Raw genomic sequence first — 11,954 nt, 5'->3', positions numbered from 1 at the left:
TGCCATCCAGCCGCAGCCCGGTGACCGCCCGGCGAACGCCCCGGGTCGTGCAGGTGCCGGCTGGGCCAACAGCCGCCCTCAGCCGGCGACGACCACCGGCTCAGGCTCGTGGTGCACGGGGAAGGCGACGCTGCGGGCGATGAAGCACAGCCGGTTGGCCTCGGCGTGCAGCTCGTCGAGGTCGGTGGGCCCGCCGCGGGCCACGGTGACCTGCGGGTGCAGCACCGCCTCGACGAACTCCCCGCTGCCGTCGGGGTTGAGCCGCATGGTGGCGGTGGCCTCGTCGCGGTAGCCGGTGACGACCACGTCGTGACGGACGCAGACGTGCAGGAACGACAGCAGGTGGCACTGGCTCAGCGCCGCCAGCAGCAGCTGCTCGGGGTTCCACCGGTCGTGGTCGCCGCGGAAGGTGGGGTCGGCCGACCCGAGCAGCTCGCCCACCCCCTCGGCCCGGACCACGTGGTCGCGGCCGTACCCGCGGTAGGAGGCCGTCCCGGTGCCGCGGTCCCCGGTCCACTCGACCTGCACGGCGTAGCGGTGCAGCCCGTCGACGCTCACTGCCCGCGGCGCCGCAGGTAGCGCTGGAACTCCGCCGCGATGGCGTCGCCGCTCGCCTCGGGCAGCTCGGTCTCGTCCTGCTGGCGCTCCAGCGTCGCGATGTACTCGGCGATCTCGGAGTCCTCGCTGGCCAGCTCGTCCACCCCGCGTTCCCAGGCGCGGGCGAGCTCGGGCAGCTCCCGCAGCTCCAGCGACCGGCCGAGGAAGTCCTCCACCCGGGTCAGCAGGGCCAGGGTGGCCTTCGGGCTCGGGGCGTGGGAGACGTAGTGGGGCACCGCCGCCCAGAACGAGACCACGCTGATGCCGGCCTCGGCGCAGGCGGCCTGGATCACCCCGACGATCCCCGTCGGGCCCTCGTAGGTCGACAGCTCCAGACCCAGCTCCTCGGCCTGCGCCAGGTCGGAGGTGGTGCCGCTGACCGGGATGGGACGGGTGTGCGGCGTGTCGGCCAGCAGCGCGCCGAGCACCAGCACCTGCGGACGGTCCCAGCTGCGCATCATCGACACCAGGTTGCGGGCGAACTGGCGCCAGCGCATGTTCGGCTCCGGACCGGTGATCAGCACCAGGTCCCGGTGCGACAGGTGGGCCACCTCGATCGAGGTGGTCGGCCAGGTGATCTCCTGCTCGGTGGGTTCCGGACGCGACACCTGGGGCCGGTTCACCTGGAAGTCGTAGTAGTCGTCCGGGTCCAGCTCGAAGGCCAGCTCGGCGTCGAACTCGTCGCTGAGGTGCTCCACGGCCTGGCTGGCGGCGCTGCCCGCGTCGTTCCAGCCGCTGAAGGCCATGACCACCAACGGGTTCCGCAGATCCCGGAGCTGGATGTAGTGCTGCTCGGACATGGCGCCAGCCTACGCCGGGGGGCGACGTGGTCCGGTGAGATCCAGCGCCGCCGCGCTCAGCGCCCCGGCGGGCGGGCGCGGTGACGGCGCCAGCTCGGGTCCAGCCCGCGGACGGTGGGGCGCTCGGGGTGCGGCAGGATGCCGCTGACCAGCGGTGGCAGCCGGGAGGAGCGGCGCCGTTCCTGCTCCTCGCGCCACGCGCGGCGGACGCGGGCCCGCTGCTCCAGGTCGAGCTGGCGGAGCAGGTGGTCCACGGCGGCCAGGACCGAGGCGCGCAGCAGCCACGACCCCTCCTGGTCCCGGGCGTCGGTGATGACCAGCTCGGTCAGGATCGCCTGGGTCTCGCGCAGCACGTCCAGGCTCTCCGCCAGCGCCCGCTCGCTCTCCGCCTCCTGCCCGGTGGCCTCGGCCACCACCAGACGGCCGAAGGCGCGCAGGCAGTCCGCGACGTCGGACAGCACCACGGCGAACGCGCCACGCAGCTCCTGGCCGTAGGGGTCGTCGGCGCGCTCCTGTGACGGCGCCTCGGCCAGGATCACCGCGAACAGCGAGCGGGTGGCCAGCAGGGACTGCTCCAGGGTGTCCAGCCCGGAGCTGAGGACGGGCACCACGTCGGTGGTGCCGAAGGCCCGCGGGTTGAACCGGCGGCTGTCGCGCAGCCGGGCGACCACGTCGGCGGCGTCGGCCACCTCGCGGGTGGCCGAGCGCGCCCGGTCCAGGCAGCGCTGCAGCTCCTGGCGTGGTGGTGGGCCGCTGGTCAGCGCCTGCGCGGCGTCCTCCAGCGGCAGGGCGATCGAGTCCGCCACCCGCACCAGCGCCTGAGCCGCCGAGCGGGAGGGCAACGAGGGCGGGTACAGCAGGTTGAAGGCGACCCCGACCCCGGCGCCGATCAGGGTGGTGACCACGCGGGTCTCCGCGGCGACGTCGGGGTTGGTCACCCCCAGGATCAGCATCGCGCTGATCGGTGTCTCCAGCGCCTGGTCACCCAGCCGGAGCGCCTTGGCCAGCAGCAGCGCAGCCGCGATGGCCGCCCCCAGGCTCCACCAGGTGAGCCCGATCCAGGTGGAGAGCACGATGGCCACCACCACCCCGGTGAGCACCGCACCGACCCGCACCAGCCCCATCTTCAGGGTGGAGTAGGCCGAGGCCTGGACGACCAGCAGGGCCGTCAGCGCACCGGTGAGGTCGATCGCCCCGTTGGTCAGCACCAGCGTCAGCAGGTAGGCCACCACGGCGGCGGACGTCAGCCTGAGGACGCCGGCGAAGGTGGGCCAGGCCCGCACCGGGACCTCCCGCAGCTGCCCGCGACGTACGCCGAGCCGGCGCGCCGAGCCGGCCAGCAGCGCCCGGACCAGCCCGCTGGTGCGGCCGGCCCCCCGGCCCGCGGGGGCGCTGCGGCGGGCGTCGCGGTCGAGCTCCACGGCCCCAGTCTGACGCCTGGGGGCAGCAGGGCGGTGGACGGGGCACACGGCCGCACCGGTCGGGGTGGGGTGTCAGGATCTGGTCAGCCGGGGAGCCGCTTCGGCCCCTTCCTACGCTGGTCGACGCGGCACCGACCGGTGCCCGTGCACGCCTGCAGGAGGGAGCCGCCGTGGCCACGTCCGTCGCCGAGGCGCACCGGACCCGCACGGGTCTCCGACCGGACTGCACCGAGCAGCTGACCGCGATGCTGCGCGAGCGCGTGCTGGTCATCGACGGCGCCATGGGCACCGCCATCCAGCGGGACCGCCCCGACGAGGCCGGCTACCGCGGGACCCGCTTCGCGGACTGGCCGGTGGACGTGCAGGGCAACAACGACCTGCTGACGCTGACCCAGCCCGAGATCATCGCCCAGATCCACCGCGAGTACCTGGCGGCCGGCGCCGACATCATCGAGACCAACACCTTCAACGCCACCGCCATCGCGATGGCCGACTACCAGATGTCGGAGCTGGCCTACGAGCTCAACCTGGAGTCGGCGCGGCTGGCCCGGCGCGAGGCCGACGCGGCCACCGCCGCCGACCCCGACCGGCCGCGGTTCGTCGCCGGGGCGCTCGGCCCCACCAACCGGACCGCCTCGATCAGCCCCGACGTCAACGACCCGGGCGCCCGCAACGTCACCTTCGACGAGCTGGTCGAGGCCTACCGGACCGCCACCCGCGGGCTGCTCGAGGGCGGGGCCGACCTGCTGGTGGTCGAGACGATCTTCGACACCCTCAACGCCAAGGCGGCGGTCTTCGCCGTCGACGAGGTGTTCGGCGAGTACGGCCGGCGGTGGCCGCTGATCATCTCCGGCACCATCACCGACGCCTCCGGGCGCACCCTGTCGGGGCAGACCACCGAGGCGTTCTGGAACTCCGTCCGCCACGCCCGGCCGCTGCTGGTCGGGCTGAACTGCGCCCTCGGCGCCCGTGAGATGCGCCCCTACCTGGCCGAGCTGTCCCGGATCGCCGACACCTTCGTCTCCTGCTACCCCAACGCGGGGCTGCCCAACGCCTTCGGCGAGTACGACGAGGTGGCGGCCGAGACCGCCGCGGTGGTGGGGGAGTTCGTCGAGGCCGGGCTGGTCAACCTGGTCGGCGGCTGCTGCGGCACCACGCCGGAGCACATCGCCGCCATCGCCGCCGCGGTCGCCGGCCGCAGCCCCCGCGTCCCCCCGCAGCGGCCCACCGCGATGCGGCTGTCGGGGCTGGAGCCGCTGAACATCGACGACGACAGCCTCTTCGTCAACATCGGCGAGCGCACCAACATCACCGGCTCGGCCCGGTTCCGCCGCCTGATCAAGGACGGCGACTACGACGCCGCCCTGTCGGTGGCCGCCCAGCAGGTCGAGAACGGCGCCCAGGTCATCGACGTCAACATGGACGAGGGGATGGTCGACGGCGTCGCCGCGATGGACCGCTTCCTCAAGCTGGTCGCCTCCGAGCCCGACATCAGCCGGGTGCCGGTGATGGTCGACAGCTCCAAGTTCGAGGTCATCGAGGCCGGGCTGAAGTGCCTGCAGGGCAAGCCCATCGTCAACTCGATCTCGCTGAAGGAGGGCGAGGAGCAGTTCCGCGCCCAGGCCCGGCTGGTCCGCCGCTACGGCGCGGCCGCGGTGGTGATGGCCTTCGACGAGCAGGGCCAGGCCGACACGGTGGAGCGTCGCCGCGAGATCTGCACCCGTGCCTACCGCATCCTGACCGAGGAGCTGGACTTCCCGGCCGAGGACATCATCTTCGACCCCAACGTCTTCGCCGTGGCCACCGGCATCGAGGAGCACGCCCGCTACGGCCTGGACTTCATCGACTCGGTGCGCTGGATCAAGGCCAACCTGCCCGGGGCACGTGTCTCGGGCGGCATCTCCAACGTCTCGTTCTCCTTCCGCGGCAACAACGCGGTCCGCGAGGCGATCCACGCGGTGTTCCTGTACCACGCGATCGCCGCCGGGCTGGACATGGGCATCGTCAACGCCGGCGCGCTGGTGGTGGTGGACCAGATCGACCCCCAGCTGCGCGAACGGGTCACCGACGTGCTGCTGGCCCGCCGCGAGGACGCCACCGAGCGGCTGCTGGAGGTGGCCGAGCGCTACCGCAGCACCGACCCCGCCGCCGAGCGCGCCGCCGACGAGTGGCGTGCCCTGCCGGTCGGGGAGCGGATCACCCACGCCCTGGTGAAGGGCATCGACGCCCACGTCGAGGCCGACACCGAGGAGCTGCGCCAGCTCATCGCCGACCGCGGCGGACGGCCCATCGAGGTGATCGAGGGACCGCTGATGGACGGCATGAACGTCGTCGGCGACCTGTTCGGCGCGGGCAAGATGTTCCTGCCCCAGGTGGTGAAGTCGGCCCGGGTGATGAAGAAGGCGGTGGCCTACCTGATCCCGTTCATCGAGGCCGAGAAGGCCGCCGCGCCCGCCGGCAGCCAGGCCGCGGACGGCAAGGAGACCAACGGCACGATCGTGATGGCCACGGTCAAGGGTGACGTCCACGACATCGGCAAGAACATCGTCGGCGTGGTGCTGCAGTGCAACAACTACGAGGTCGTCGACCTCGGGGTGATGGTGCCGGCGCACAAGATCATCGCCGCCGCCAAGGAGCACGACGCCGACATCATCGGGCTGTCGGGGCTGATCACCCCCTCGCTGGAGGAGATGTCCTCCTTCGCCGCCGAGATGCAGGCCCAGGGGCTGACCATCCCGCTGCTGATCGGCGGGGCGACCACCTCCCGGGCGCACACCGCGGTCAAGATCGACCCCCGCTACGACGGGCCGGTGGTGTGGGTGAAGGACGCCTCCCGCTCCGTCCCCACCGCGGCCGCCCTGCTGAGCGACGAGCAGCGCCCGGCGCTGATGGCCGAGGTCAAGCGCGACTACGACTCGCTGCGCACCCGCCACTCGGGCAAGCAGGACCGCCGGCTGATCACCCTGGCCGAGGCACGCTCCCGCCGCACCCCGGTGCCGTGGGAGGGCTACACCCCGCCGGCGCCCCGCACCCCGGGCGTCCACGTGCTCGACGACTACGACCTCGCCGAGCTGGTCGGCTACATCGACTGGCAGCCGTTCTTCAACGCCTGGGAGATGAAGGGCCGCTTCCCCGACATCCTGCACGCCCCCGCCTCCGGCGAGGCGGCCCGGCGCCTCTACGACGACGCCCGCACCATGCTGGACCGCATCGTCGCCGAGCGCTGGATCACCGCCCGCGGCGTCTTCGGGCTGTTCCCCGCCAACGCGGTCGGCGACGACACCGAGCTCTACACCGACGAGAGCCGCCGCGAGGTCCGGGCGGTGCTGCACCACCTGCGCCAGCAGGGCGACCACCGCGAGGGGGTGCCGAACCGGTCGCTGGCCGACTACGTCGCGCCCAAGGAGACCGGTCTGGCCGACCACGTCGGCGCCTTCGCCGTCACCGCAGGCCTCGGGGTGCCCGAGCGGGTGGCCGCCTTCCGCGCCGAGCTCGACGACTACTCCGCGATCCTGCTGGAGTCGCTGGCCGACCGGCTCGCCGAGGCCTTCGCCGAGCGGCTGCACCAGCGGGTCCGCACCGAGTTCTGGGGGCACGTGCCCGAGGAGCAGCTCAGCAACGAGGACCTGATCGCGGAGAAGTACACCGGCATCCGTCCCGCGCCGGGCTACCCGGCCTGCCCCGAGCACACCGAGAAGCAGACGCTGTGGGAGCTGCTGGACGTGCGGGCCAGCACCGGGATCGAGCTGACCGAGTCGATGGCCATGTGGCCGGGGGCGTCGGTGTCCGGCTGGTACTTCTCCCACCCGCAGGCCCAGTACTTCGTGGTGGGCCGGCTCGGGCAGGACCAGGTCGCCGACTACGCGCTGCGCAAGGGCTGGACCCTGGCCCAGGCCGAGAAGTGGCTGTCGGCGAACCTGGGCTACGACCCGGAGGACTGACGCCGCACCGGGGCCGCCCGCCGGCGGCCCTTCCCCGTTGCCCGACTCTGCCAGGATGTCCCTGCCATGAATGCCGATACCCAGACCCTGCCCGACGCCGTCACCGAGCCCGCGCCCGTCCTGCCCGCCGCGGCGCTGTGGGACTTCGACGGCACCCTGGTCGACTCCGAGCCGCTGTGGATGAAGGCCCAGTTCGAGCTGATCCCGCAGTGGGGCGGGGAGTGGTCGGACGCCCACGCCCACGCCCTGGTCGGCAACTCGCTGCTCACCTCCGGGCGCTACATCTGCGACGTGGTGGGTCGCGACGACCTGACCCCGGAGTTCGTGGTGGACCAGCTGGTGCAGAAGGTCGTGGTGTCGCTGCGCACCGGCGAGATCGACTGGCGCCCGGGCGCCCGCGAGCTGCTGGCCGAGCTGGCCGCGGCCGGGATCCCCTCCGCGCTCGTCTCGGCCTCCTACCGGGTGCTGCTCGAGGCCGTCCTGGAGCGGCTGCCCGAGGGGACCTTCGCCACCGTGGTGGCCGGGGACGAGGTGGTGCACGGCAAGCCGCACCCGGAGCCGTACCTGGTGGCCTGCGAACGGCTGGGCGTCCGGCCCGAGGACACCGTGGTGCTGGAGGACTCGGTGCCCGGCTGCGCGTCCGGGACGGCCGCCGGCGCCGTGGTGCTCGGGGTCCGCAACATGGTCGAGCTGCCGCCGGCGCCCCGCCGCGTCCTGCTCGACACGCTGGCCGGCGTCGGCCTGGACGAGCTGGCCGCCCACGTCGGCCGCGCCCGCGCGTCCGATCCCGGGGCACCGGCGTGAGCCGTGCGGCCGGCGCGCGGCTGGGTCGGGCGACGGCGGCCGCGGTGGCCGCCCTGCTCGCCCTGCTCACCGTGGCCGGCTGCACCGAGACGGCACCTCCCGACCCCGTCGACCCGGTCAGCCCCAGCGCCACCCCGCGGCAGTTCCTCACCCTCGGCACCGTCCAGCGGCCCACCCAGCTCGACCCGGCCGGGGTGACCGAGCCTGCCTCGGCCGGCGTGGTGGTCAACGTCTTCCAGCGGCTGATGACCGTGCCCCCGGGGACGACCAGCGAGGAGAACCCGGCGGTGCTCAAGCCCGAGGCCGCGCGGGACTGCCAGTTCGTCTCGCCGGTGGTGTACGAGTGCGACCTGAACCCGGAGATGAGCTTCCACAACGGGCACCCGCTCACCGCCAGCGACGTCAAGTTCAGCATCGAGCGGGCGCTGCGGCTCGACGTCGAGGGCTCCTCGGTGGCGCTGCTGGACACGCTGCGGCGGATCGAGACCCCCGACGAGCTGACCGTCCGCTTCGTGCTCAACCGCCCCGACTACCAGTTCGGGTTCGCCCTGGCCGCACCGGCGGCCTCCATCGTCGACGAGGAGCTCTACGACCCCGACGAGCTGCGTCCGCTCGACCTGCACGTCGTCGGCTCGGGCCCCTACCGGATCAGCGAGCAGGGCGAGGAGCAGGTCCGCTTCGACCGCTTCGCCAAGTACGTCGGCCCCACCCCGGGTGCGGAGCAGACGCTGCTGATGCAGACCTACCCCGACCCCGGAAGCCTGGAGCAGGCGATGATCGACGGCGAGGTCGACGCGGTCTGGCAGGGGCTCTCCAGCGCCGCGGTGACCCGCGTCCGGGACCAGATCGAGGCCTCGACCGACCAGCGCAGCGACGCCGGGTTCTCCGAGCTGCTGCTGCCGGGCGCCCGGGTGCTGCGGCTGCGCTGGTCGCCGGACTCACCCGCGCGCCCGGACGCCGACGTCCGCCAGGCCGTGTCGGCGGCGCTGCAGGGGGAGCGGACGCTGGACAGCATCGTCCCCCCGACGATCGCCGGCTACGTCTCCTCCTTCGCCGTCGGTGGCCAGCCCTCGCCCAAGGAGGCGGCCGGGCGCACCACGCTCGTGCTCAGCCACCCCTCGACGATGCTCGACGGCGCCGACGTGGCCAACGTGCTCCGCTCGCGGATCGAGGCGGCGGGCGACCTGTCGGTGCGGGTCCAGGCCGACGCCGAGCACGCCGACCTCTACCTGAGCGACGACAAGGCGTGGACGCCGACCGCGCTGGCCTGGCTGCAGACCTACACCGACGCCCCGGCCGTGGGGAGCACCGTCCGGGTGGAGGAGCTGACGGACCGCTACCGCGCCAGCACCGACGCCGACGAGTCCCTGGGGCTGCTGTCGGAGCTGCAGAAGCAGGCCGCCGCCGACGCGGTGGTGCTGCCCGTGCAGCAGGCCGACGAGCCGATCTACCTGGCTGAGGGGACCACCTGGGACGCCGGCTCCTTCGGCCCCGGCTGGCAGCTGGGGCTGTGGGGCCTGCGCCGGGTCTGACGGCCCTCCTCGACGACCGGCACCACCACGAAAGGACCTGCGTGACCTCCAGCCACCACCCCGACCTCTCCGGCGTCCGCACCGGCCCGCTGCAGGCGGGGGAGCGGATCACCCTCACCGACCCCAAGGGCCGTCGCCACTCGGTGGTGCTGGCCGAGGGCCGCTCCTTCCACACCACCAAGGGCGGCATCAGCCACGACGACCTGATCGGCGGTCCCGAGGGCGTGGTGGTGCGCTCGGTCGGCGGCATGGAGTTCCTGGCGCTGCGGCCGCTGCTCAACGAGTTCAGCGTGACGATGCCCCGCGGCGCGGCGGTGGTGTACCCCAAGGACGCCGCCCAGATCGTGGTGGCGGCCGACATCTTCCCCGGCGCCCGCGTGGTGGAGGCCGGCGTCGGCTCCGGGGCGCTGTCGCTGTACCTGCTGCGCGCCATCGGCCCCACCGGACGGCTGTACTCCTACGAGCGGCGCGAGGACTTCGCCCAGGTGGCCCGCCGCAACGTGACCGGGTTCCTCGGCACCGAGCACCCCGCCTGGGAGGTCCGGGTCGGCGACCTGGTCGAGACCATCGGGCCCGAGCCGGTCGACCGGGTGGTGCTGGACATGCTGGCTCCCTGGGAGTGCGTGGACGTCGTGGCCGACCGGCTGGTGCCCGGTGGGGTGGTGTGCTGCTACGTCGCCACCACCACCCAGCTGGGACGGGTGGTGGACACCTTCCGCGCCCACGGCTCCTTCACCGAGCCCGAGGCGACCGAGACCACCGTCCGCGGCTGGCACGCCGAGGGGCTGGCGATCCGGCCCGCCCACGCCACCACCGGCCACACCGGCTTCCTGGTCACCACCCGGCGGCTGGCCCCCGGGGTGAGGGCGCCGCAGCGCAAGCGCCGCCCCGCCGCCGGCGCCTACGGCCCCGACTACACCGGGCCGCGGCCGCGGAACCTGGCGCCGCACCCCGCCGACGTCCCGGCCGAGTCGGAGGGGCCGGAGGAGCCGGCCGCAGGCTAGGACGCCGTGCCGGCGGTCCGCAGCGCCTCCCGCACCAGGTCCGCGACCAGCTCGGGCCGCTCGAGCCCGGGCAGGTGGGCCACGCCCGAGAGGACGCGGACCGGCGCCTGCCCGAGCCGCCGCGCGGTCTCCTCGTAGAACGGCAGGTCGGCCGGGACGTCGAGCTCGCCGTACGTGCACAGCACCGGCACGGAGACCTCGCCGAGCCGGGCCCAGGCGTCCACACCGGCGTCGCCGGCGCCGTCCGGGGCGCCGATCTGGAGGATCCGCCGGTTCATCGCGACGAACAGCTCCCGTGCCGCCCCACCGACCCGGCCCTCGGGAGCGGCGGGGCCGTCGAGCCACAGGCGGGCGAGCGCCGCGATCTTGGCGTCCGGCTCCGCCGCCGGGTCCTCGGTGAGCTCGAGCAGGGGCGCCGAGGCGGCGTCGGGCTCCCAGTCGAACGGCGTGTCCTCGTCGGTCATGCCCGACACCGCGGCGCCGACGAGGAGCACACCCGCGACGCGCTGCGGGTGCAGCAGCGCGGCGTCGAGGGCGAGCGCGCCGCCCATCGAGTTCCCGACCAGCAGCACGCGGTCCAGCTGGAGCTCGTCCAGCACGGCGACCAGGTCGTCGACGTGGGTGAACGCGGCCGGGTCGGCGGCCGGCGGGGTGTCCCCGTAGCCGCGCCGGTCGTAGGCGACCACGTCCAGCCCGTCGCCGGCGAGCTCGGCCGCGACGCCGGACCAGGCGCGCCGGTCGGCCACGCCGGCGTGCAGCAGGACCACCGCCTGCCCCGTCGCCCGCCACCGCGTCGCCGCGATGCGGGTGCCGTCCACGCTGGTCACCACGAGGTCCTCCGCGTCCATGGGCGCGAATCTAGTCCCGCGGCGGTTCGGCTGGCCACGCCCTGCTCGCTCGTCGCGACCGCCCACCGCACCCGACGGCCTGACGAGCCGGGCCCGCAGCCTCCAGCGGCTCACCGCCCGCTAGGGTCGTCCGGTGGCTCCAGCGCTGACGACCACCAGCTCCGTCGCCTGCGCCTGGGAGGACTTCCTGCGGCAGCACGGGGACGTCGTGGCCGTGTTCGACCACCGCACCCAGGGCTCCGGGAACGTGTCGTGGACGGTGGACACCGACGACGGGCGCTACTTCGTGAAGACCGCCGGCCCGGCCGTGCCGCCTCCCGGGGCGCCGACGCCGTACCTCGACCACGCCGGACGGGTGGCGCTGCTGCGCACAGCCGTGGAGCTGTCCGCGTCGTGCCGGCACCCCGCACTGGCTCGGCTGCGCAACGTCATCGAGTCCCCCCAGGGTCCGGCGCTGGTCTACGACTGGGCCCCTGGTGAGCTGGTGCGCGTCCCCAGCTCGGAGCGGGGCGATCCCCGCTCGCCGTACCAGCGCTTCGCCCGGCTCCCCACCAGCACGCTGCTGGGCGTCTTCGACCGGCTGATCGACCTGCACCGGGAGCTCGGGGAGCAGGGGTGGGTGGCCGGCGACCTGTACGACGGGTGCCTGCTCTACGACTTCGGGACCGACCGGCTCACGGTCGTCGACCTCGACACCTACCACCGCGGCCCGTCCACCAACACGATGGGGCGGATGTTCGGCTCCGACACGTTCATGGCCCCGGAGGAGCACGTCCTGGGTGCCGTGATCGACCAGCGGACGACCGTGTTCACGCTCGGCCGACTCGTGTGGCACTTCGGCACCCGGCTGACGGAGCGCCGCGACCGGTTCGTCGGTCCGCCCGCCCTGGCCGAGGTGGTCGAGGTGGCCTGCCACCCCGATCCCGCCCGTCGCCACCGTGACGTGGCCGCACTCAGCCACGCCTGGCGGCACGCCCGCCGTCGGTGAACCCGCCGGTCGTGTCGGA

Annotated in this window: 8 protein-coding genes and 1 pseudogene; 5 read left to right on the top strand and 4 right to left on the bottom strand. The window is 73.8% G+C overall.

Translation table 11 applies throughout. From position 1 onward, the window contains the following. Positions 1-78 precede the first annotated feature (78 nt). From GC722_RS07710 to GC722_RS07700, 3 genes are read right to left on the bottom strand one after another with little or no spacing between them, the layout of a single operon-like run. A complete protein-coding gene (locus GC722_RS07710) occupies positions 79-558 on the bottom strand; it encodes an OsmC family protein (protein WP_331714515.1) in 480 nt (159 codons plus the stop codon). After that, positions 555-1,397: a PAC2 family protein gene (locus tag GC722_RS07705; RefSeq protein ID WP_156609409.1), complete on the bottom strand. Its 843-nt coding sequence runs from the start codon at positions 1,395-1,397 to the stop codon at positions 555-557. Before GC722_RS07705 ends, GC722_RS07710 begins: the two co-directional genes overlap by 4 nt. Before the next feature lie 56 nt (positions 1,398-1,453). Continuing rightward, positions 1,454-2,818: an FUSC family protein gene (locus tag GC722_RS07700; RefSeq protein ID WP_156609408.1), complete on the bottom strand. Its 1,365-nt coding sequence runs from the start codon at positions 2,816-2,818 to the stop codon at positions 1,454-1,456. A 245-nt stretch (positions 2,819-3,063) separates the two neighbouring features. On the opposite strand from GC722_RS07700, the gene metH reads away from it, so the two are divergent. The 4 genes and pseudogenes from metH to GC722_RS07680 form a co-directional block, all read left to right on the top strand. Further along, complete coding sequence (gene metH / locus GC722_RS07695; protein ID WP_156609784.1) at positions 3,064-6,759, top strand: methionine synthase; 3,696 nt, start codon at positions 3,064-3,066, stop codon at positions 6,757-6,759. 66 nt (positions 6,760-6,825) lie between these two features. Next, entirely contained in the window at positions 6,826-7,563 is a 738-nt protein-coding gene (locus GC722_RS07690; protein ID WP_156609407.1) for an HAD family hydrolase, read from the top strand. Then, positions 7,560-9,095 (top strand): ABC transporter substrate-binding protein, encoded by a 1,536-nt coding sequence (locus GC722_RS07685; RefSeq protein ID WP_156609406.1) that lies wholly within the window; start codon positions 7,560-7,562, stop codon positions 9,093-9,095. The genes GC722_RS07690 and GC722_RS07685 overlap by 4 nt, the downstream gene beginning before the upstream one ends. Positions 9,096-9,148: 53 nt before the next feature. Then, positions 9,149-10,099 (top strand): annotated as a pseudogene (locus GC722_RS07680) (tRNA (adenine-N1)-methyltransferase); the annotation flags it as partial. On the opposite strand, the gene GC722_RS07675 reads toward GC722_RS07680, so the two are convergent. Next, entirely contained in the window at positions 10,096-10,947 is an 852-nt protein-coding gene (locus GC722_RS07675) for an alpha/beta fold hydrolase (RefSeq protein WP_156609404.1), read from the bottom strand. The pseudogene GC722_RS07680 and the gene GC722_RS07675 overlap by 4 nt on opposite strands. 133 nt (positions 10,948-11,080) lie before the next feature. Between GC722_RS07675 and GC722_RS07670 the strand changes: the two genes are divergently transcribed. Beyond that, positions 11,081-11,935 (top strand): serine/threonine-protein kinase, encoded by an 855-nt coding sequence (locus GC722_RS07670; RefSeq protein ID WP_156609403.1) that lies wholly within the window; start codon positions 11,081-11,083, stop codon positions 11,933-11,935. The last annotated feature ends 19 nt before the right edge of the window (positions 11,936-11,954 follow it).

This window comes from Auraticoccus cholistanensis, assembly GCF_009742705.1.
Lineage (GTDB): Bacteria > Actinomycetota > Actinomycetes > Propionibacteriales > Propionibacteriaceae > Auraticoccus > Auraticoccus cholistanensis.
This window is presented reverse-complemented; position numbering and strand designations above follow the sequence as displayed.